Annotated in this window: 14 protein-coding genes and 3 pseudogenes; 8 read left to right on the forward strand and 9 right to left on the reverse strand. The window is 66.6% G+C overall.

Annotated elements, in window-relative coordinates; all coding sequences use genetic code 11:
* Positions 1–386 precede the first annotated feature (386 nt).
* From QF027_RS48520 to QF027_RS48535, 4 genes are all read left to right on the forward strand, one after another.
* Positions 387–2,126 (forward strand): MFS transporter, encoded by a 1,740-nt coding sequence (locus QF027_RS48520; protein WP_306972404.1) that lies wholly within the window; start codon positions 387–389, stop codon positions 2,124–2,126.
* Positions 2,127–2,245: 119 nt separating this feature from the next.
* Positions 2,246–2,785: an alpha/beta fold hydrolase gene (locus QF027_RS48525; RefSeq protein WP_307082065.1), complete on the forward strand. Its 540-nt coding sequence runs from the start codon at positions 2,246–2,248 to the stop codon at positions 2,783–2,785.
* Between the two features lie 258 nt (positions 2,786–3,043).
* Positions 3,044–3,610, forward strand: a complete 567-nt coding sequence (locus QF027_RS48530) for an RNA polymerase sigma factor (protein WP_306972402.1) — start codon at positions 3,044–3,046, stop codon at positions 3,608–3,610.
* Positions 3,607–4,230, forward strand: coding sequence for a hypothetical protein (locus tag QF027_RS48535; protein ID WP_306972401.1), 624 nt, complete (start codon positions 3,607–3,609; stop codon positions 4,228–4,230). Before QF027_RS48530 ends, QF027_RS48535 begins: the two co-directional genes overlap by 4 nt.
* A gap of 250 nt (positions 4,231–4,480) precedes the next feature.
* On the opposite strand, the gene QF027_RS48540 is transcribed toward QF027_RS48535, so the two are convergent.
* Positions 4,481–7,258 (reverse strand): AAA family ATPase, encoded by a 2,778-nt coding sequence (locus QF027_RS48540; RefSeq protein ID WP_307082757.1) that lies wholly within the window; start codon positions 7,256–7,258, stop codon positions 4,481–4,483.
* Positions 7,259–7,415: 157 nt separating this feature from the next.
* Positions 7,416–7,883, reverse strand: a pseudogene (locus tag QF027_RS48545) (transposase); the annotation flags it as partial.
* Positions 7,884–7,936: 53 nt separating this feature from the next.
* Here QF027_RS48545 and QF027_RS48550 point away from each other — a divergent pair.
* Positions 7,937–10,042: an ISAzo13 family transposase gene (locus tag QF027_RS48550; RefSeq protein ID WP_307080335.1), complete on the forward strand. Its 2,106-nt coding sequence runs from the start codon at positions 7,937–7,939 to the stop codon at positions 10,040–10,042.
* Positions 10,043–10,054: 12 nt separating this feature from the next.
* Here QF027_RS48550 and QF027_RS48555 read toward each other — a convergent pair.
* Both QF027_RS48555 and QF027_RS48560 read right to left on the reverse strand, forming a co-directional pair.
* Positions 10,055–10,841: pseudogene (locus QF027_RS48555) on the reverse strand (IS256 family transposase); the annotation flags it as partial.
* Between the two features lie 174 nt (positions 10,842–11,015).
* Positions 11,016–11,477 carry a GFA family protein gene (locus QF027_RS48560; RefSeq protein WP_306972399.1) on the reverse strand — a complete coding sequence of 154 codons (462 nt, stop codon included), beginning with the start codon at positions 11,475–11,477 and terminating at the stop codon, positions 11,016–11,018.
* Positions 11,478–11,901: 424 nt separating this feature from the next.
* Between QF027_RS48560 and nhaA the strand changes: the two genes are divergently transcribed.
* Both nhaA and QF027_RS48570 read left to right on the forward strand, forming a co-directional pair.
* Complete coding sequence (gene nhaA, locus QF027_RS48565) at positions 11,902–13,785, forward strand: Na+/H+ antiporter NhaA (protein WP_307082759.1); 1,884 nt, start codon at positions 11,902–11,904, stop codon at positions 13,783–13,785.
* A gap of 2,216 nt (positions 13,786–16,001) precedes the next feature.
* A pseudogene (locus tag QF027_RS48570) lies at positions 16,002–16,273 on the forward strand (winged helix-turn-helix transcriptional regulator); the annotation flags it as partial.
* Between the two features lie 164 nt (positions 16,274–16,437).
* Here the strand turns inward: QF027_RS48570 and QF027_RS48575 are convergent.
* From QF027_RS48575 to QF027_RS48585, 3 genes are all read right to left on the reverse strand, one after another.
* Positions 16,438–17,433, reverse strand: a complete 996-nt coding sequence (locus tag QF027_RS48575; protein WP_307082067.1) for an AraC family transcriptional regulator — start codon at positions 17,431–17,433, stop codon at positions 16,438–16,440.
* Positions 17,434–17,741: 308 nt separating this feature from the next.
* The gene (locus QF027_RS48580; protein ID WP_307082069.1) at positions 17,742–18,110 is read right to left on the reverse strand and encodes a peptidase inhibitor family I36 protein; all 369 of its coding nucleotides are present in this window, start codon (positions 18,108–18,110) and stop codon (positions 17,742–17,744) included.
* Between the two features lie 306 nt (positions 18,111–18,416).
* Positions 18,417–18,887, reverse strand: a complete 471-nt coding sequence (locus tag QF027_RS48585) for a BlaI/MecI/CopY family transcriptional regulator (protein WP_307082762.1) — start codon at positions 18,885–18,887, stop codon at positions 18,417–18,419.
* A 493-nt stretch (positions 18,888–19,380) separates the two neighbouring features.
* Here QF027_RS48585 and QF027_RS48590 point away from each other — a divergent pair, with 493 nt between their 5' ends.
* Positions 19,381–20,013 (forward strand): TetR/AcrR family transcriptional regulator, encoded by a 633-nt coding sequence (locus QF027_RS48590; protein WP_306972395.1) that lies wholly within the window; start codon positions 19,381–19,383, stop codon positions 20,011–20,013.
* Positions 20,014–20,644: 631 nt separating this feature from the next.
* Here QF027_RS48590 and QF027_RS48595 read toward each other — a convergent pair.
* Together QF027_RS48595 and QF027_RS48600 are read right to left on the reverse strand one after the other, a co-directional pair.
* On the reverse strand, positions 20,645–21,280 hold the full coding sequence (locus tag QF027_RS48595) for a hemerythrin domain-containing protein (protein WP_307082071.1): 636 nt from the start codon (positions 21,278–21,280) through the stop codon (positions 20,645–20,647).
* Positions 21,281–22,096: 816 nt separating this feature from the next.
* Positions 22,097–22,501, reverse strand: a complete 405-nt coding sequence (locus QF027_RS48600) for a nuclear transport factor 2 family protein (RefSeq protein WP_307082073.1) — start codon at positions 22,499–22,501, stop codon at positions 22,097–22,099.
* Positions 22,502–22,539 lie beyond the last annotated feature (38 nt).

A 22,539-nucleotide genomic window follows, 5' to 3' on the forward strand; every position in this document is an offset into this window, starting at 1 on the left:
TCGCCTTGACGAAGCGCCGTAGCGCCACCTCGGGCATCCCGGTGGCGACAGCCCGCTTGCCTCGCTTGGTACGGCCGCGGAAGCGGAGCACACCGACGGACCACGCAGACGCTCTCGCTCGTCGGAGCGGGCCGACCGCCAACTCTTCGAACCTCGTCTTGTTCCTGCGGACAGCTGGAAGGTGACGGAGCTCTCGGCCCCTGCGGCAGGGTGGAAGCAGGGCAGGACGAACACCCTCGTGCACTGCGCTGAGGGACAAAACGCGGTGCACTCCCAGTCAATACGTATCCGCCGGCCACCCTACGCTGATCGTGGACTACACCCGCCCGGGTCACAGACACCGCAGGAAGCAGGGTGTCCACACCCCTTCACCCGTATGGACCAGTATGAGCACCGCACCATCACCGAAAGGCCGCCCAGAAGGGGATTCGGCCTGGGCCCCGCTCGCGGCGCGCGTCTTCCGCGCTCTCTGGATCGCGCAACTGGTCTCCAACATCGGCAGCTGGATGCAGACGGTGGGAGCCCAGTGGCTCCTGATCGGGCACAACGCCACGCTGGTGACGCTCGTACAGACCGCCTCCAGCCTCCCCGTCCTGCTGCTCGCCCTGCCTTCCGGCGTGCTGGCCGACCGATTCAACCGGCGTACGGTGCTGCTCGCCGCTCAGTTCACCATGCTTGCCGTCTCCACGGTGCTGACGGTGCTGGCGTTCGCGGACGCGCTCACTCCCGGTCTGCTGCTTGGTCTCACCTTCCTGCTGGGATGCGGCACCGCCCTGATGGGCCCGGCCTGGCAGGCCGTCCAGCCGGAGCTGGTGGAACGCCGCCAACTGGGGCAGGCGGCTGCGCTGGGTGCCGTGAACATGAACCTGGCCCGTGCCGTCGGCCCGGCACTCGGCGGAGCGGTGGTCGCGGCCGCGGGCGCGGGCTGGGTCTTCGCCTTCAACGCCGCGTCCTATCTCGGCATCGCGGCCGTTCTGCTGCTGTGGAAGCGGCCCACGATGGAAATGCCTTCTGTCCACGGCGAGAAGCTCCTGGCGGCTGTGCACGCCGGCCGTCGTTACGTCTGGAACGCTCCCGGCGTCCGCCGAGTCCTGCTGCGCACCGCCCTGTTCATCCCTGGTGGGGCCGCCCTGTGGTCACTGCTTCCGCTGGTCGCGATCCGCTCTTTGGGCCTCGGGTCGGGCGGGTACGGGTTGCTGCTTGGCGTGGTCGGCATCGGAGCTGTGAGCGGGGCCTTCGTGCTGCCCGCAATCCGCCGCGCATGCGGGGCCAACGGCACTCTGGTGGCGGGGACCGTCGTCTTCGCCGGGGTCCTGGTGGTGCTCGCCACAGTCCACACCCCCTGGCTTGTGGCGGTCGTGCTGCTGCCCGCCGGTGTGGCCTGGATCGGCGTACTGTCCACCCTCAACACGGCCGTCCAGACACGGCTGCCCGGCTGGGTCAGGGCCCGGGGCCTCGCCGTCTATCTGCTGGTCTTCCAGGGCGGGCAGGCGCTGGCGGCACCTTTGTGGGGCGTGCTGGCCGACGCGCTCGGGCTGAACCTCGCCCTCCTTGCCGGCAGCTGTCTGCTGCTGGCCGGTGCGGCGAGCGTGCGCCGCTGGCCGCTTCACGGCACGGACGGCGTCGACCCGACCCCGTCGGACCACTGGCCCGTTCCGCCCCTGGTGTTCGAGCCCGGGCCGGCCGACGGCCCTGTCCTCGTCTCCATCACGTACCGGGTTGCCCCCAGCAACTGGGCCGCCTTTACCGATTGCATGGGCCACGTGGCCCGTTCGCGTCGACGTACGGGAGCCCTCACCTGGGGCCTCTACCAGGACGGCAGCGATCCGGCCCGGTTCATCGAGAACTATTTGGTCGCGTCCTGGTCGGAGCATCTCGCGCAGCACCACATCCGGCTCACGGCCCATGATCGCCGTTTCGAGGAGGGGGCCCGACGATTGCTCGTCGAGCGCACGGCACCGGAGGTGACCCATGCCTTCGACACCGCCGCGGGAGCAGTGGTGGCCGAGGCGAACGATGGGGTGGCGGCGGTGGGGCGCCAATCCTCAGGGGGAGACCGGGTGGGGAGGAGCGCAGCCGTTTCGGATGACGCCAATGCCCGCAACCCTGTGGGCGACATGCCATAAGCGTCCCGGGGGAGCAGGGTCCATGCGTTGTCAGACAGATCGACCGGCAGCTCTCCGCCTAACGTGATCCCTTCTGTGTCTCGGCACGGCACGACCACCGCAGCCTTGGGTCCCCACCGGTGCCCTGTCCACTCCCCTTCGACTCCACGAGCGAGCAGTCATGGCAGAACTGGCAGACATTACGCACCACACCGCCGAACTCAACGGGATCAAGCGGCACTGGGTCAACGCGGGTCAGGGCCGCCGGTTTACCTGCGCTGCACGGCTTCCCCGAGACTTGGTACGGGTGGCGGAAGCAGATACCGGCGCTGGCCGAGCGGTTCACCGTGATCGCACCGGATCTTCGCGGCTACGGCGACACGGACAAGCCCGTCTCCGACTACGACAAGCGAACCATGGCCAACGATGTTGTCATCGCGCCGGTGGACCATCTCGGCCATGAACGGATCGCCCTGGTCGGCCACGACCGTGGGGCACGAGTCGGCATCCGGTTCGCCAAGGATCACCGGGACCGGATCGACCGTTTCGTGGCCATGGACAACATCCCCACCTGGATCATCGCCGAGACCTACGACGTGACCCTCGCGCGGCAGGACTACTGGTTCTTCACCTTCCTCGGCGAACCTGCACCGCGAGGGGAAGGCCGATCGTGCCGGTGACGATGTTCCGCTTCCTGCCCACGACTTTTTGCCTGCGTCGATGCCCTAGCTGTAGGCGTGAACGCTGGTGGAGGTCTTGACGCTCTGAGCATCGATCGCGCCGCCGGCGGCTCGGCGTCCCGTGCCTCCGTCTGCCACAGCAGTTGCCGAAGCAGCCTGTCGGGCTGGGCGAACACGCTCTCCTACGCTTCACTTCGGCCCAAGACATGATGACCGAAAGAATCCGCCTGGTGCCGGACAGGTCAGGGTGTGGAATCCATGATGGAAGAGGAAACCTCGAAGCAGCTGCGCGCCCGCTTCGAGGCACTGGTGCAGGCAGCGGCGGAGCCGTTGCGCAGGTTCCTGCTACGGCGAACCGATGCTGATACTGCCGAGGACGTCCTGGCGGAGACTTTGCTTGTGCTCTGGCGTCGGATTGACGAGGTGCCACTCGCATCGGGACGGCTGATCGACCCAGACGAAGTACTGCCCTGGTGTTACGGCGTGGCCCGTGGATGTCTCGCTAACGCTCAGCGAGCCCAGCGGCGGAGGGCAAGACTGACAGAGCGACTGGCTCGGGTGCCGCAGCCGGTGCCGGCGAACAGCACCGATCACTCCGACCTCTACGGTGCGCTGAGCATGCTGCGTGCTCTCGACCGAGAAGTCGTGCTTCTTTGGGCCTGGGAGGAGCTGGCCCCGCGGCAGATTGCCCAGGTGACCGGATTGTCGCCCAATGCCGTAAGCATCCGGCTCCATCGGGCAAAGAAGAGACTCGCCACGCAACTCAGACGAAAGAGCAACCGGGTTGGCGGACATGAGACGAGCGAGGAAAGGAGTGTCCGATGAATGACGACGAGCTGCTGGCTCGGCTCAGGGCTGCCGACCCGGCGGTTACTGCATCGGCTCCGGCTTCCGACATCAACCGTCTCGTGGAGGCTGCTATGACCGCTGACAACCAGACCCGTCGAACACCATCCGCCACCAGGGCTGTGACACCGATCGATCGAACGGCACGCCGCAGCCGCCGCATCGCGTTTGCGGCAGCCGCCGTTGTCGTTTTGGTCATGGGAGCCGGTGCTGTCTGGCAGACGGGTGCGGACCACGGAGCAGGCGGCGCCCAGCAAACCGCGCCGCTGGCCTTGACCCTTGACGGCGAGACCAGCGCCAAGTGCATGGAGCCCACGCCCGATCTGCTGCGCACGTTCGAGATTGCTTTCGAAGGCTCCGTCACAAGCCGGAACGGTGATCAGGTCGTCTTCCGGATCGACCACTGGTTCCGGGGCGGTGACGCCGACACCGCCCAACTCACCAATGACGGCGCCGACGGGGGCAGCGAGACTCTCGCCTTCGAGATCGGTCAGCGCTACCTCGTGACGGCCCAGGACGGTGTCGTCCCGGTATGTGGTGGCACGAACATTGCCACCGCCGAAGGTACTGCACTCTTCCACCGCGCCTTTGACAAGTGACTGACGCGCAGGCGGCCCGCCGCATGAGTCCGAGCAGCGACATGCGCACGCTGGGACTGCATGCCGTGCGGCGGGTTCCTGTGCCTTCATGCCGACGCAGCCGCGCCGAGAAGCACAGACGCCACGTGGGGTGCCTGCAGGCTCCAACGGCGCGTGGGGGCACGGCACGTGCACACCCGCCGCAGACTGCAGCGTGCCGAGTGCACGGCCTGCGCCTGGCGTCGGCGTCAACTGGTGGCTGATGACGTCACTACGCGGTGCAGGCGTGCTCGCTGGGAGGCAGGACGTCCCCCAGCTGGCGGCGGGAGGTGATCGAGAGCTTGGCGAAGACCTTGCGCAGGTGCCACTCTACCGTTCGCGGACTGAGGAAGAGCCGGGTGCCGATCTCCGGGTTGGTCAGGCCGTCCCGCACGAGCAACGCGACTTGCCGCTCCTGCGCCGTCAGTTCCTCGCCGGACGGGGCCTCGATCGTGCGGCTGCCGATGCGCTCGCCCGTAGCGACCAGTTCACCGCGGGCCCGCTCGGCGAACGCCTCCATCCCGATCGACACGAACATCTCATACGCAGTTCGCAGCTGCTCTCGTGCCTCGCCACGCCGACGGTCTCGGCGCAGCCACTCGCCGTACAGAAGATGAGCACGCGCCAGCTCGGGGCGCAGCTCTGTTCGGCCCAGCCGCTCTATCGCCTCGCAGTAGAGATTCTCCGCGGCGTCGCCGCTCACAAGCGCCCGGGAGCGGGCGAGCACGCCCAGCGCCCAATCCGTGTCCGACGGCTCCGTCGCCTCCGCCAAATCCTGCAGCGCCGCGCGAGCAACGTCACCGTCACCGGCACGCACCGCCGCCTCGACCAGTTCGGGCAACGCCCACACCGACACCCACAGCTCGCCCATCTGGGTGCACACCTGAGCCGCTGCCAGCGCCTGCTCATAGCGGCCCAGGCCGTTGGACAGGACCGCGGCGGCCCACTGGGCGACGGTGACCCCCATCAGCTGACCGCTCGCGCCGGCCTCCTCGGTCGTGGCGGCGATCAGCGCTTCGGCCTCGGCCGCCCGGCCTCGCAGAGCGCTCAGCCTGAGCTCGACATGCGGCGCGATGGGCACACCCGTTGCCGCGCACACGTCCTTGATCTCCGTGACGATCATGTCCGTAGCGGTGAAGTCCCCGGTCCAGGAGATCGCGATTCCCAGTGATGTCAGGGAGAACGGGAGCTCTGCCAGGGCGCCGGCGGCCCGCGCTTGCTCCACGACCCGGCCGACCAGCACGCGCATGGCTTGCTCATCCCAGACGGTCGCGCTGACCGCGTTGGCCACCCAGACCCAGCTCAACGCATCGTTCGCCGAAGGGTTCGACAGCGCCTCCAGCGCCTGCTGCAGTACAGGCATCGCGGCGGCGCGCCCATCGGTGACGAGCAGCGCACAGCCCTCCAGTACCAGATCGACCGCGCGCGGTGCCCCGGCCCGCGGCGGAAGGGCCCTGGCCGCCTCGGAGATCGTCCGCAGGCTGTCGGAGTGCACGGCCAGCAACGCTGCGGCACCCCACGCGACCAGATAGGTCTCGCGTGCGAGGTCCATATCGAAGGGCTCCAGCCGCTGCGCGGCCCTCAGCAGCAGCGGTGGCGCCTCCTGGTTGAGACCGGCCGCAAAGATGATCCGGCTGCGGATCAGCTGCGCCCGCGCGTGCTGCAGCTCGTTCTGGGCGGCCCGGTCGGCGACCTCGGCGAACCTGCGCGCAACGTCGAGGTCACCGGCTTGCAGGGTGGCTTCCGCAGCCGCCACCGATCGCTCGGCACGCCGCGAAGTGTCCTCCGTCAACGCCGCGCACCGCTGCAGGAACGCCGCTGCGGCGGCCAGTCCGCGGCGCGCCTGCGCCCGGTCGGCGGATCGTTCCAGTTCCGCAGCGACGGACTCATCCGGCGAGGCTGTTGCCGACGCCCGATGCCAGGCTCGACGGTCCGGGTCGGCCTGCGGGTCAGTGACCTCTGCCAACGCCAGATGCGCCGCCCGGCGGTCGACGCTCGACGCCGACCGGTACACCGCCGACCGTACGAGCGGATGACGGAACGTCACGCGTGCGTCCAACGACAGCCATTCCTGCACGCCTCCGGCGAGCGTCTCCTTCGGTGTCAGGCCGAGCCGGTCGGCCGCACCCCACACCAGAACGGGGTCGCCGACCGGCTCGGCTGCAGCGATCAGCAGCAACAGCCGGGCAGGTTCGGGCAGAGCGCTGATGCGGGTCAAAAAGTTCCGTTCGATCCGGCCCGGCAGCGTGTCGGCGCGCAGCAGACCGAACCCGCCCGCCATCTGCGTCACCGTCAGCCCGTGGGGCAGCTCCAGCAGGGCGAGGGGGTTGCCCCTGGTCTCGGTGACGATCCGATCGCGGACTTGCCTGTCCAAACGCCCGTGCGTGACCGAGTCCAGCAGGCTGTGCGCATCGGCGTCCCGCAGACCCGTGATCTCCAGTTCCGCAAGCCCGAACAGCTCCTTGGGCCTCTCCCGTACCCCGAAGACGATAGCGACCGACTCCGCCAGCAGACGGCGGGCCACGAAGCCCAGCACCTGCAACGATGCCTGATCTACCCACTGCGCGTCATCGATCACGCACAGCAGAGGATGCTCTTCCGAAGCGTTCGACAAAAGGGTGAGCACCGCCAATCCGACCAGGAACCGTTCGGGCGGTTCCCCCGCCCGTATCCCGAACACCGTCTCCAGCGCCGCACGCTGCGGCCCGGGAAGCTGTTCCAGCCGGCTGAGCAGCGGAGCGCACAGCTGATGCAGCGTGGCGTAAGGCAGTTCCATCTCCGACTCGACACCGACTGCACTGAGTATCTGCATGTCTGCGGCCGCATGCTCCGCATACCGCAAAAGTGCCGACTTTCCGACTCCCGGCGCGCCGTGCACCACCAGTACGCGGCTCTCACCGGTGGCGACGGCCGCAAGCATCCGATCGAAGACGGCACGCTCTGCGTCCCGCCCGAGCAGCACGACGTTCTCGTCCTCGCTGTGGCCTGTGCTATGCCTCTGCCGATCCATCGTCACCGCCCTTATTTCCTCAAGCTGCTGTTCTGAGCCATGGTATGCATGCCGGTAAGTGGTCTGGAGTGGCCCGAACTCCCGGTGATCTTGAGAGTGCAGAGATCGCCAGGATTCGGTCAGGGGATCGTCTACTGGTCCTGGAGATCGCATCCGCTTACGCGGCCTGCTCTTGGCGCTCGACCAGGATCCCCTTCTCGAACCTCGCGCCAGCCCGGACCAGGGGCACCAGGTGTGCTCTGGTGATCGCCCGCCAGCGGGCCTGCGCGGACTCCACGAGCTTGAACACGATCGCGAGTGCTGCGGTGGGGCTGCCGGCGCCGCGAGTGACCTTGGTGCGGAGCTTGACCGTTGAGTAGGTCGACTCGATGGGGTTCGTCGTCCGCAGGTGAACCCAGTGCTCGGCGGGAAAGTCGTAGAACGCCAGCAGTTCGTTCCGGTCGTAGGTGATCTTCGCGACGGCTTTGGGCCACTTGGGCCACTTGGTGCCGTAGGCGCGGGTGAACGCCTCGAGCGCCTTCTCGGCGTGGGTACGGTCCTCAGCGTTGTAGATCTCCTGCATCGCCCTGATCGCGCCGGACTGCGCGATCTTCGGCAGGCAGGTCGTGACGTTGCGGGCCTTGTGAAGCCGTCAAGAATCAACCTGTTGCTTCGCGATCAGCGGCTCGTTGGCCTGGTATGGCGATCACGGACGAGATGCTGTCCCAACTCGACTGCCGTTTCGCGGTGTTGCTGCCCCATCTCAACGAGAGGCAGCGGCGTCTCGCGGTGGCGGCCGAGGCACGACTGCTGGGCCACGGCGGGGTGCGCGCCGCCGCCCGGGCAGCGGCCGTCAGCGAGACCACCGTGCGCCGGGGGATCACGGAACTGGAAGCCGGCAGCGGGCCGCTGCCCGGTGGGCGCATCCGTGCCGACGGCGGAGGCCGTAAACCGGTCGAGGAGGTCGACCCCGGCCTGGTGAACGCGCTGATGGCCCTGGTCGAGCCTGATGAGCGCGGTGATCCGGAATCCCCGCTGCGGTGGACGACGAAGTCGCTGCGTCACCTGGCCGAGGAACTGACCAGGCAGGGGCACCCGGTCTCCGCGCCGACGGTGGGTCGTCTGCTCAAACAGGCCGGTTTCAGCCTGCAGGGCAACGCCAAGACTCTCGAAGGCACCCAACACCCCGACCGCGACGCCCAGTTTCATTACCTCAACGAGCAGGTCAAACGGCACCAGGCGGCAGGCGAGCCGGTGATCAGCGTTGACACCAAGAAGCGTGAGCAGATCGGACGCCTGCCCATGGCTGGACGCGAGTGGCGTCCGAAGGGCGACCCGGTGCGGGTCGAGGACCATCACTTCTTCTTCAGCGGTCCGAACGTCGAGCAGGCGATCCCGTACGGAATCTACGACATCGCCCACAACACCGGCTGGGTCAACGTCGGGGTCGACCACGACACCTCTACCTTCGCCGTGGAGTCGATCCGCCGCTGGTGGAAGGCTCGCGGGCACGATGACCATCCGCACGCCACCCGGCTACTGATCACCGCGGACGCCGGCGGCTCCAACGGCTACCGCTACCGGGTCTGGAAGAGCGAGCTGGCCGCCCTGGCCGCCGAGACCGGCCTGGCGATCACGGTCTGCCACTTCCCGCCGGGCACTTCGAAGTGGAACAAGATCGAGCACCGGCTGTTCTCCCACATCACTCACAACTGGCGTGGTCGCCCTCTGACCAGCCACGATGTCGTCATCGAGACGATTGCCGCCACCCGGACCCGGGCCGGACTGCGTATCGAGGCCCGCCTGGACCCCGGCGACTACCCCACAGGCATCGCGATCAGCAAGGACCGCTTCGCCGCCCTGCCCCTGGTCAAGCATGAGGTGCACGGCCAGTGGAACTACACCCTGCTGCCTGAACCCGCCTCGGCGCAGGCCCAGCCCGCTGTCGGTGAGGCGCACGGCGTCGCCGACCGGCGCCACTCACTCCTGGCCCGTCTGGCCGACCCGCGGCTGACAGGACTGAGTAGCACACAACTCGCCGACTTGTGCGTCGAGTTGGCCCCACTCCAGGCCGCGCGGGCTCAAGAACGCTACAGCGAACAGCGCGGCGGACGCGCCCGTCGGGCTACCGGCAAACTGCGCGGCAGCAAGCCGGTGTTCGACGACGCGGCCCGGGTGATACTCACCCTCCTCTACCAGCGGCAGGTCTGCTCGATGAAGCTGCTGAGCGACATGCTGGAGGTCACCCCCAACTGCATCGGCCACCTCGTCGCCGAAACCCGGCGCGTCCTGGAAGACCACGGTCACCAGCCCGGATACGCCCCCACCCGCTTCACCACCGAGGCCGAGCTGCTGGCCTTCCTCGACACGGCAACGACTCCGCCGCGCACCCAGATCATGGAGAGCCTGTCCCATCCGCGCCTGACCGGCATGTCCCATGAGGGCCTCGACACACTCGCCCGGCGCCTCGCCCCACGCCAACTCGCTCAGATCGAACGCGCCTCCTACCAGCGCCGGGGCGCCGACCGCCAGCCGGGCAGCCGCGGCGGCATCTTCCCCCAGAAGATCGGCGACAAAGAACGCGTCATCCTCGCCGTCCTCTACCTGCGCAAGCTCTGCACCCTGGACGTCCTCGCCGACGCGCTGGGCGACGTGAGCCGGTCCTTGATCGGCAACGTCGTCCGTGAGATCCGACCCCTGCTCATGGAAGCCGGGCACCTCCCGCCACCGGCCACCACCCGCTACCGCACCGCCGCCGACCTCCTCGCAGCAGCACACAGCGAAGACGACACACCGACAGGTTGATTCTTGACGGCTTCTGTGGACCCAGCAGCGCTGGTGGCGGGCTGCGGGGAAGACCTCGGCGAGGGCCTTCCACAGGCTCATCGCGCCGTCACCGAGGACCAGCTCGGGGTCGCGCATGCCGCGTCGGCGGCAGTCGCGCAGCAGGTCTGCCCATGACTCGGTGGACTCCCGCAGGCCCTCGGCGAGCGCGATGAGTTCCTTGGTGCCGTCCAGACGCACCCCGAGCAGGACCAGCACGCACGAGTGGGCCTGCCCGAGCCGGATCTTCGGGTGCACACCGTCGGCCCACACATAGACGAAGTCCCGGTCCGACAGGTCCCGGTCCTGGAAGGCGGAGTGGTCGTCGGCCCACTGCTTCCTCAGGCGGGTCACCGTCGCCGGCGACAGGCCAGCCATGCCGCCGAGGAACTGTTCCAGGGCCGGGACGAAGTCCCCGGACGACAGTCCGTGCAGGTAGAGCAGCGGCAGTCACCTCGAGATCTTCGGCGACTTGCGGCACCACGGCGCAAGGATCTTCGAGGAGAACTGCTTGCGCTCGCCGGTCGCCTCGTCCACCCGCCGGTCATTCACCCGCGGTGCCCTGACCTCGATTGGTCCAGCCGCAGTGACCACGGTCCGGGCCCGGTGGTGGCCGTTACGGACGACGCGGCGCTGACCGCACTCGTCGGTTCCGGCAGCCAACTCGGCTATGTACTGGTTGACTTCCGCCTCCAGGGCGGCGGCGGGCGCCTTCGCGGACGATCTCGTCGATCAAGGAGCGAGACTGGGTGGAGCCGTCGTCGGTGACTACGCTGAGCACGGGTGTGCCGTCATCGAAAGCAGTGGACAACACCGCCGCAGTGTGGGGACTTGCACCTCGAAGTGCCTTGCCGATCCAGCGTGTTGAAAGCCTAAAGAACTCCCCTCACCACAGTTCGCAAGGCACTTCCTCGTCGCCCGAAGAGCCATCCACAACCATCACATCGGTGGGTGCTCAGCCGCAGCCCCCCGGCATACGCCCCACTGTGGACTGCGGGTCTGCGTCGGGACGAGCGGGGTACTGCGGTACGTCGAGCGCTGCGGTCCAGGAGATGCGGCGCGCCGTGAAGATCTCCATGAGCGGCGGCTTGACGCTTTCAGGGTCGTCGAGGCTGCCGAGCATCACGAACACCTGGCCCGGGAATCCCGAAAGCTTGTCGGTGAAGACCCGGGCTCCGCAATCAGGGCAGAAGTTGCGTTCCAGCGTGTTCCCGCTGTCGGCCACATAGGGATAGGAACGCGGCTTTCCGCTCAGGAGCTTGAAGTCGTCCTGGGCGACGCTGAAGTAGGACGCCATGACGCCGCCAGACGATCTCTGACAGTCCTTGCAATAGCAGTTCGCGATGAATTCGGGTGCGTTGCTGAACTCGTATGTGAGGGCGCCGCACTCGCAGCGTCCCGTGAACTTGTTGGACACGTCTTACTCCTTTGTCTACCGATGCCGCCCTAGACGCAGCTTGGGCTGGACCAGACTGCCTCCTTGAGCCGGTCGGGGCCCCTCAGTAATGGGCAGGAACCCCACGGATCGGGACGTCCTGCCCGGATCTGTCCGGACCACCGACGAGAGGTGGGGATGGCGGGCAACGCACCTCGAAGGGTCATACACATACATCACACCGATGGATCAAGACGTGGCTGCGCACATCCCCACACGCCGGGGGTGGGAGCTGAGTCACGGGGGAGAGGGCGCCGCCTGTGAACTCAGGCAACGAGGGGTTGCTCGCTGTTTGTTCCATTGGCCACTTACACTTCACTGTGCTCTCAACAGAGTCAATGGCGACCACCCGTTACGCGAGCACATGATGTGCTGAGGAGTGATCGTGGCGCCCGTGAACTCGCCGATGACCGGGCAGACCGGCTGTGGCACCAAACCTCGCAGCCCGCTGCGCGCCTTCATGCATACCGAGACCGGCAGTGCCGTCGCCCTGCTGGCGGCCACCGCCGCAGCACTGGTGTGGGCCAACATCGCGCCAGGCGCATATGACACGTGGTGGCACACTCAGGTATCCCTGCGGTTCGGTCAGGCCGGTATCACCCTGGACCTGCGGGACTGGGTGAACAGTGGGCTGATGGCCCTGTTCTTCTTTGTCGTGGGCCTCGAAGCCCGGCGCGAGTTCGACCTCGGTGAGCTACGCGAACGCCGGCGGCTGGCCCTGCCGTTCATCGCTGGCCTCAGCGGCATGCTCGTCCCCATCGCTCTCTTCCTCGCCGTCAACGCGGGCCAGACCTCGGTGCACGGCTGGGGCACCGCCATGTCCACCGACACGGCGTTCGCGCTCGGTATCCTCGCCGTCTTCGGCGACCGGCTGCCCGGCCGCCTCCGCGTCTTCCTGCTCACGGTCGCAGTCGCCGACGATTTCCTCGCCCTGGTGGTCATTGCGGTCGCCTACAGCGGGCCCCTCGATCTTCCCGCCCTAGCCGCCGCATTTGCAGTGCTTGCCGCGCTCCTGGCGCTGCGCCTGGCCGGTGTGCGGATCTCGGCCGTCTATGCGCTGTTGTCCCTGGTGCTGTGGGGAGCACTGCTGCAGTCCGGGGTGGATCCCGTGGTCAGTGGTCTCATCATGGGCTTGTTGACCTACGCGCACCCGGCCGAGCGACAGGCCTTGGAGAACGTCAGCGGCCTGTTCCGGCGCTTTCGTGAGCAACCGACAGCGGAACTGGAACGCACCCTGCGCCGCGGGCTGTCCTCGACGATGTCCCCCAACGAACGACTCCAACGGATGTTCCATCCCTGGACGAGCTTCGTCATCGTTCCGGTCTTCGCGCTGGCCAATGCCGGCATCACCGTCAGTGCCGACCAACTCACCGACGCCGCCACCTCCCCCCTGACCCTGGGGATCGTGCTCGCATACGTAGCGGGCAAGCCCATCGGTATCTTCGCCACCACCTGGCTCGCGGTGCGCGTCGGCCGGGGCCGCCTGCGCCCGCCGGTCGGCTGGGGTGCCGTCGCCGCCGGCGGCAGCCTGGCGGGAGTCGGCTTCACCGTGTCGCTGCTGATCGCCGACCTCGCCTTCACCGGCGTCCAACTCGAAGAGGCGAAAATCGGCATCCTGGCTGCCGTCATCTGCTCGTTCATCCTCACCTGGCTGGCCACCCGGCTGCTGGCACTGCTTCCTCCGCGGCGGCGGGCCCGTGCACTGCTCGGCGAGGAGCAGACGATCGTCGACCTCGTCGAACCGGTGGATGCCGAGCGCGACCACATCCGCGGACCCCTCGACGCGCCGGTCACGCTCGTCGAGTACGGCGACTTCGAGTGCCCCTACTGCGGCCTGGCGGAACCGGTGGTGCGCGAACTGCTCGCCGCTTTCGGCGACGAGGTGCGTTACGTCTGGAGGCATCTGCCCCTGTCGGACGTCCACCCCAACGCCCAGCTGGCGGCCGAGGCGGCCGAAGCCGCCACACTGCAGGGCGGGTACTGGCAGATGCACGACATGCTGTTGACCCACCAGGGTGCCCTCCAGCTCAAGCACCTGCTGGCCTACGCGGAGCAGATCGGGCTGGACAGCGATCGGTTCCGCAACGACCTGCGAAATCGGGTGGGCGCCGAGCGGGTTGCCGAAGATTTGGAGTCCGCGGACCTCAGTGGTGTCTCAGGGACACCGACATTCTTCGTCAACGGCCGTCACCACTACGGCGCCTACGACATCGCCACCCTGTCGGCCGCAGTACGCACCGCCCGGGCACAGGCTGCGCTGGGCTATCGAAGCGGCTCGCTGTCTCAGTGACGCCTCAGGGATATGAGCGTGTCCGACAGTCGACACAAACACCAGGCCCCGACAGGGTGCCCCGGTGCGGCGTGGCAGACACACGTACACCCCTGGCGCCAGAGCACCGGCAACGATGGTTGCGTCCGCCAGGACATGTCGTCGGGGCGCGCTGTTGAGCCAGGTCTAGGGCACCGTCTAGCTCCATGACAGACCCAGGACACTCTCCGTAGCCCATGCCTCATTCGTGGCCCTGTGCCAGATCACCTTCGCTTCGGCGTGGTCCAGGTCCCGCAATGGCCCCACCATTTTAGGTGCCTTAAGCGGCGCATTCGCGGCAAAGCGTTTCATCAGATCGGCGCGCACGTAGACTGCGAAATTCACAGATTGGGCAAGGATACCGGTGCGCACGAACGTGCCATGCACGGAATAGGGCTCGGCCTTACTCGGCCTAGCCGGTTCGTTCAATCGTGATCTGTCACCTGGGCGAGGCGTTTCGGAAAACCGCGGTCACGGCCTTTCCGCCATCCGGGACGGGTTGGGCGCGCCAGGAATCGGACAGGGCATCGACAAGGCGCATACCGCGGCCCGTCTCGGCCAATGGATTCGCTTCGGCCACACGTGGCCAATTCGACGTTCCACCCTTGTCCTGAACCTCCAGTTCAGTGACGTCATCGCCATGGTGGAGCACCAGATTCCCGACGCCGGCTGTGTGTGACGCCGCGTTCGCCACTAGCTCACTGACCACGAGGAGGGCGTCCGGCAACCGTGTACCTAGCCATTCCGAGCACCCGCTCCGCACTGCTTCCCGAGCCTTTTGCTCGGGACGCTCAGAGTCAGCGAGATTAATAACCTGGCACACACGTGCTGAGGACTCGTTGCACCCCTTCAGTGCAGGTGAGCAAACGATTTCCCGATCCGGACTGAGTGTTCTGTTCACGGGACTCTTTCGTCGGAGTGTCGGCGGCTGGTGCTGCCTGCGCGCCCGCGACAGCCCGTCGCATGCGTCGCCAAGGAGGCGCCATGACCTTCCCATTCCCGGCCGCCATTGCCACACAAGGTCACTGGCCAGAAGAACCAATACAACCAGTGCGCTATTCCAGCCGAGTTGCGCTACCAGGGGATCTGACAGCACCAGCGTCCAAAGCCGCTGGACGACAGCCCTCCCGGCCCATCAGAAACAGCACCGCAACCGCGATGCGGTACACCAGCAGTGACAAGTGTCCTTGCACCTACTGGTCCAGCAGAACCATGCGGACTCCACTGCAGTCCGTGGAGGTACCAGTGGGTTCATCATCCGCCAACGTCTGAAGACCAACCGGCACGGACACAGCCCGCAGCAAGGCGAAAGACATGTCGGACTCGTCCCCGAAACCGCCTTCCCCAGCATCCAAATACACCGTGCTCACCGGGACGCCGTCCCGGCGCGCTGTATCGGCGTACTGGAGGGGGAGCATCTCGACGGTCGTCCTGGGCGACACACCGCCGCTGATCTCACGGTTCGCCACCGGTGAGCGGAGCGCGCGGCGGGAGGAGTGACCGCGAAGCCGTGGGCCAAGCCTCGCGGCAGCGGGGCAAGTCCACGGCACCGACACCGCGCACCTGGCTGCCCACGGAGTATGGGACCGCTGATGCCGTCAGACAGGGAAGTCACATATTTCCTCGATTCCGAACAGCAGGAAACGAGCACCCATCGTGGCGCTGCGCTGCCCGAGAATCGAGTCCGTACGGCGATATCCGGAATCCGCGCTGACACGGGGCCGCCAACGCTCTCGCGAGGTGTGGAGAGTGAATGCCCATCGACCGATAGGGGTGACGAGCAAGGCGTGAGGGAACGCCACCAGGCTGTTGGCCAAGATATGTATCGATGTAAGTGGGCGGCGGGAACCTGACGAGCCTGCGAAGGCGGGCGGGGCTACCAGGGCTCTGACGGATTGGGGCGGACTCTTCGGCGGGTCACCGCGTGCCGTCACGCCTGACGACGGTATTGGCCAACGCTTCGCCTCGTGCGTAACGGTGCAGCTGCTGTACCAGAAAGCTCCGCGATGATTCCTCAAAAAGGATACGCACCTCCGCGGGGTTGCCGGGAAGCATGTCGTCCTGACCGTCCCAGTAGCCCTAGGAGAACTGTTCTGGCAGCCCAAGCCCATCGAGTTCTTTCGGCTCGTAGGGGAGCCAGACCACCGCGTCGGCGGTCAAAGGCGTCGTCATGCAAGCTCCTTCGGGGGTCGAGCAGCGTCCTCGGGAAGCGCTGGACGGGCCCGATCATGTCGGTACTCAGCAACGGGCCCGTGTACTTCGTCGACCTACGCAAGGCCGTCCCCGACATCAGCGAACGAATGCTCTCGACCGCCTGGCCGAACTGGGTGCCGCCCGCCTTCTGGTGCGTGAGGTCAACGAGGAGCCTCCGCTGCGGGTCTCTTACCGACTCACGAAGTCGGGTGAGGCGCTGAGTCCCGCACTGCGATCGCTTGGGCGGTGGGCCAGGGAACACCTGCCGGACGCGGAGCGGAGTTCGCCGTCTCGAGAACCTCGGCGCGCAGGCGCACGAAGGGCTGACTGGAGCAGGCCGATCGGGGCCCGGCCACCCACCAACGGCTCGGCCCGAAGACGAGCCGCACGTCGCCCAGCAGCTTCCCGCCGCCTTAGCTCAGAGCGAGGCCGGCGACATGGCTAGACGTGCACGGGTGTTCTCGGCGGCGGTGTGGCACCGTCCTGCTTGCGGACTTCCTTGCGGTAGCTGCCCGGTGGTATGCCGAGCTCGCGTTTGAATGCAAGGGCGAAGGATGCCTCGGAGCGGTAGCCAACGGCGTCCGCGATGACGGCGATCGTCTGGTCCGTTACGGCGAGGCGGTGTGCGCCCAGTTCGATACGCCACTTCGTGAGGTACTCGAGCGGCCCTTGTCCGACGGCGGTCTTGAAGCGTGCGGCGAGGGTGGAGCGGGAGACGAGTGCAGCGTCCGCGAGGAGCTGTACTGTCCACCGGCGCGCCGGATCGGCATGGATGGCGCGCAAAGCTGCAGAGACGACCGGGTCACCGAGCCCTTGCAGCCAGCCGGCCCGGTCCGGGTGGTGGGTGAGGTGACAACGCAGAACATCGACGAGCAGGACGACCGCCAGGTGCTCGCTGACCACGTGTGCACCGATGCCGGCGATGCGGGCCTCACGATCGATGCGGTTCAGCAGGTGAGGGACCATCGCCGCGCCCTCGGCGTGGGCAGGCAGGTAAATCAGCGGCGGGAGCGTGTCCAGCAGCAATTCGCGGGCGCGACGGCCGAAGGCGAAGCTACCACCTACCAGACGCGCGCTCACCGGTTGCTCCAGGGGGCCGACCTCGATACTCGTACCTGCCGTGGCACGGAAGATGGGGGAGGCCTGCTGGACGCTGGCATGGGCCGAGGTGAACAGGACGAACTCCTGCGGGCGGTTCAGGAGGAAGGAGTCACCCGTGCGGAGCAGGAGCGGCCTCTCCAGCCCGGGCGTGTCGATCACGCAGGATCCGGACAGCACCGCGTTGAACTTCGCGCCGGCGGATGCCGGGAACCGCAAGGCCCAGTCACCGTGCCCGGTCAGCGTGGACGCCTGCTGCGCACGGACCTCGACCAGAGCAAGAACTTCTTCGAGAGGGTCCACGCCAGGTGGACCATCTATAGGTTCGTTAGAACTCATTATGTTTGAGAGTCTACTGCGCGGCCCCTGTCTTGTACTCATCAAGACCATCTCAAGGAGCAAAAGTGGCTGACTTCATGGAGCACCTCGCCCAGCGACAGCACGTGGCCACAGGCCGCCCGGTTGCCTAAGGGTCATAGGCTTGAGGGCCGTCAACTGGCTGATGGACGGCTCCTGGAACGTGAGGAGACCGTTGCAGAGCACTCCGGCCCGCTCCGCGCACATGCGCAGGACGGGCTGGCGGCAGGTGCCTGTGTAGGGCAGACCATGACGCGGGGTTACCCGGATCGTCGATTGTGGGGGCGAGGTCAGCTGCCGGTGACCACCCGGTAGCTCACCGCCGCATAGGGGAACTGGCCCGTGTGTAGGCTTCCCAGGGCGAAGTAGGAGTCACCGGCCGCGCCGGGCAGGCCCGGCTGGCAGTTTGCGTTGTAGTAGACATACACGTTGGACTCGGACACGTTCATTGCCGACAGGGCCGGCTGGGACAGGTTCTGGCAGCCGGATGCGTTCAGGTCGGCGACCATCCTCATGCCGGTCAGGTTCTTGCCGGTGAAGAACGAGACCCCGGAGTCCGTAGCCGCCGAAGCCGAGGGGGCCATGGCCGTACAGGCGAACAGGGCGGCTCCGCCAGCAGCCGTAGCAGCAACGATCCGTCGCGCTTTGCGATTCACCATGCGTGACACACCTCATCAGTGGGAAGAAGGGCGGTGCAACACGGTGGAGGCCGCTCCACCAACGCCCAGCAAGATTATTGCGTTTTAAAATACCCGGCGTCAGGTGCGAATGAGCCATTGACATCTGCAGACGCGCAACACCTCCGACAAGATACGTTTGACAACAGGTTGCTGGGCGGAAGCCCAGACATGATCTGGACGAACTCAGAAGTACACACGCCGACCACAGGGCACGGCATATCGCATCCGGCACCGACATCGCCTCATTGTCCAGTCAAATCAGCGCATCCGGCACGCTGCCGACCCCTAAACGGAATTTGCCGTCACCGATTCGCTCACTGAGTACATGACCGATCGTCCCTGCTTGTGCCGCCGGACGTGGCCCTTGGCGACGAGTCCTTCGATCGTGTTACGGACCACCTGCACGGAGGGCTGCCGGGCCGGATGCTTCCGCAGGAACTCCTCATGCACCTCCCTGGCCAGGCGCGGCTCGTCATGGGTTCGCAGTAGGTCCAGAACGAGGTCTCTGAGCAGGGGCTGTTTGGCGCCGGCCTTCGGGGCGGCCCCCTTCTCGGACCGATGGCGACCGCTCGCCGACAAGTCCGGGGAGGGCTCAGTAGGGTGCTGTCCCCCAAGCACGGAAACATCTGCAGAGGCGCCTTCCTGCACCTGACCTGGTGTAGGTCCCCCGAGAGGCCCCACCGCAGACTGCCCTGTGAGGTTGCAGATATGCACCAATAGGGCCTCCTCTTCCCGCAGTGCCTCCACGTGGCTCATCAGTTCTGCTTGCCGACGGCGGTTCTCCTCCAGGTCGGCGTGGGCTAGTTCCGCGTAGCGCGACTTGAGTGGGCCGGAGGCCGGTTCGTTAGGCACAGCCGTTGCTCCCTTGTGTGTGGATGACGCTGCGCATGGTACTCACGGGCTCAGTCAGAGACGAGCCGCGGGAACGCACCAAAGATGCACGATAGAGCCAGTATGCCTCTCAACCGGCCGCCCGCACGATAACCGGCATCGCGTGATGCCGACAGGCAGGCCTTTCGACACCTGTGCACGAGCCTGGCAGTTGTGATGTAGATATACGCCGAACGGCACGGCCCTGGCATGAGCCCACCGAGCCTGCGGTGCATGTGCGCTATCGATACGGCCGGGCACTTCGACGAATCACGAAGCAACTCACTCCGTATGTCCTTGTCCCCCCGCTGACCATAGCTCTGTTAAGAACAGGTAAGGTGTGCCGCAAAGGGCCTCTGACGGCGGGGTGAGGAGAACGGTGAGCACCAGAAGTTACCGCTCCCCGCGGCGTATGCACTCAGCTGCTGAGACCCGCGCCGCGATCCTGAGGGCGGCCGAGGAACTCTTTATCACCCACGGTTACTCCAATGTTACCGTGGGAAGGATTGCCGCGACCGCTCGAGTAGCGACGCAGACCGTCTACAGCAGTACCGGCGGCAAAGCGGACATTCTCATGGAACTGCTCACTCCCGCGATCGAAGACCCGAGTGTTGAGCGCACGATGCGCAGGATCACCGAGACCGAGGATCCGCGTGAAGTCATCAACGCCACTGCGCAGGGAACCCGGCAGGCACACGAGGGGCACTGGCGGATGCTGGAGGCCCTGGTACCCCAATGCCATGCCGAGCCGAGCGCCGCAGCCGTGCTGGCGGCAGGCAATGTGGAGTTCATGAAGGTGCTCACAATGATCGCTGAGCGGCTGAGCGGCCTTGATGCCCTGCGTCCGGGCTTGACCACGGACAAAGCCGCCGATCTGCTCTGGTTTCACCTGGGCCAGGACGCCTGGTTCAGTCTGGTCAGCCACCGGCAGTGGAGTTTCGATGATGCCGAGGAGTGGCTGGCAAGGGCGGCAAGGTGGGCCCTGCTTGCAGATCCTGAGGCCGAACAGTAGCGGCACAACCCGCCAGCTCGGACCAAGACCTCCCTTCTCACCGGAGGCAAGACAGACACGCGGCACAGCAAGAAAGCGCGCTCGAGCACGTTCTGAGCGATGGCACCCGCGATTCTCGCGACAACCTTCCGAACGCCCTGCTGGCGTTGACGCTGCAAGACATCCCGTGACTGGGCGACAGCTCACGCGCACAGCACCCGCCTGGCGGGCCCTCGCACGCCTGCCGATGGGACGGCATTCGCCAACAACGCTCACCCCGGGCACTTCACAAAAACAGCAACACCCGCGCTGATGGCCGCAGGCCACCAGGTCACGCACCACGCCCGCCGCATGGACTCGAGGTGCCGGCCACGACCGGTACACCGACGATGGGCATACGCCGTCGTGTGTCCGCTGCAACGTATAGACGCAGCGCTGGATCGAGCGACCCAGGTCGTCGTGGCACCGGTAGACCGAGCCCGCTCATACCCTGGTGTGTGCACGCCGACCGCATGCGGATACACCTAGCACGCGGCCCAAGCGGCAGCGTCCTCGCCGCGGCACCGGCATGGACGATCCGCTATAGCGGGGTGCTGCTGGACCCGCCCGGGGTGCCCAGGAGGACCGGCCCCCTGAGCCCGAGGGGAGCCGTTCAGCTCATGTCCGCACCAGAAAGTACCGCGAGCGATGCCCGGGCCTGTTCCCGCATGACCGGTACCAACTCCAATGCAGGCGCAGGAAGTCCAGACAGGATGAGACTTACCTCCTCGGGTGTCCCGACCTCATCGAAGAACCCCACGGTCAGGTGCGCCGCTTCCATCGGGGAGGTGGTGATGACCTCCTGTGAGAAGGCCGCCCAGCTTTCGGGCGGTAGCTTCTCCAGGGCGGGAAACAGGATGGGCTCCTCGTGCTCCAAGTGGCGATGGACGAGCTCACGCACAACATCGGCCGCCTGGTGCAGGCTCTCCCGGTCCGCGTCGCTTCCCGCCGGAGCAGCCTCCAGCGTATCAAGCGCCCCGTCCAACTGGTCGTGCTCCTTACTGAGGGCGGCGAGCTCTTCGGCCGCCTCCGGAGCAACGGCGGAGATCATCGGCCACAGCCGCCGATCCTCCGTCTCGTGATGATGGTGCAGGTTCTTAACCAGGTAGTCACGCAGTTCGGCGACAGCTGCGAGAGGTACTGACGGGCGACGCGCGGCCTGCGACAACAGGGTGGTAGCGCGACGGTGCAAGCCATGGGACAGGCGCGTCTCAGTGACGGCGACGGCCTCCGTAACGGAATGGTTCATGGCGACCACTCTAATCGATAGATACCTACCTATGGAAATCTTCGCAGCTTGCAGGGCGCACGTGCACGCACCCATGGCCGTGCGCGAGCGGGCCCCACATCTCAACGTCGCGGACCCGTCGCTGACGATGTGTCAGCTTCGCTGCGCCGGGGGAGGACGTGGGATGCGCAAGGGTATGACAGCACGATTGCCGGTGTTCGAAGAAACTATCCGCGCCCGGGAGCCGGGCGGCGCGCTACAGCGATCCTCGCACCACGGCGGTTGCGGCGGCCATGCCGACAGGGAGTGCGGAGACCGTGGGCCGGCTGGAGTGGCCGCGCACCTAGTCGTCCAGGAAGCGGGCGGTGGTCTCAAGGCCCTAGCGGGGCGGCACGCCCTCGCGTCAAAGGCATTCCGCAAGGGATGGGCGCAGGAGAAGGACAAGCGCTCGGCCGGAGGTCCCGGCCAAGCGCTCTGCATGGGCGTGTCCAGGCTGGTGAAGACCGTGTCGAGGTCAATTCAGGCGTGCCTGGACATGCCCAAACACATGGGAACGTGCTGCCGCAGCAGACCGTCGGTGCGGCCGTTGGACCACCGCTGCCAGGGTTTGCAGGGTGCAGAAACTGACATCTGCGTGGCGGTGACGAAGGCGTTGGCCATCTCGTTGCCTTGCTCCCAGGTGAGGACACGGCTGTAGCGGGTGGTGGTCCGGGGCCGCCACCCGCCGTCGGTGCCTACACCGAGCGTGGTAGCCAGGACGTCGCGAATGCACTGTCGGCCATTGCGGAGGCTGTGCCCAGACCGGTCAGTACACAGCCCTTGTCTGTGCTGGCATCGTCATCCCTGCGCTTCGCGGAGCAGCCGGCGCACGAGCCGGTCGTCGTACAGCCCCCGGTAGGAGTGGATAAGTCCGTCTTGACCGACTTCCAACCGGTCGTCTCCGTGAAACGCGATGGCTCGGTCGCCCCCCTTCGGGGTTCCCTCAAAGCGCCACGCCACAACGATCGCGTCACGCTCCACCTCTACGTACAGTCCCATACGTGTGAAGGAGGATGAGCCTCGCGGGAAAGTCTGCGCCATGCTCAGCACGTGCTGGCGGACATGCTCGCGGCCACGACGCGTGTCTCCGAGCGCAGGTTCGTCGTACAGCAGGTCCTCCGCGCACAGCGCTGCGACCGCATCACCGTCCAAATCAGTCCAAGCCTTCTCCCATTGGTCACAGAGCGTTGCGAAGCGCGCCATGCGAGCGGTGTTAGCGGTGTTGGCGGAAATTGTGGTCA

The sequence above is a fragment of the Streptomyces canus genome (assembly GCF_030816965.1).
GTDB classification, from domain to species: Bacteria; Actinomycetota; Actinomycetes; order Streptomycetales; family Streptomycetaceae; genus Streptomyces; species Streptomyces canus_E.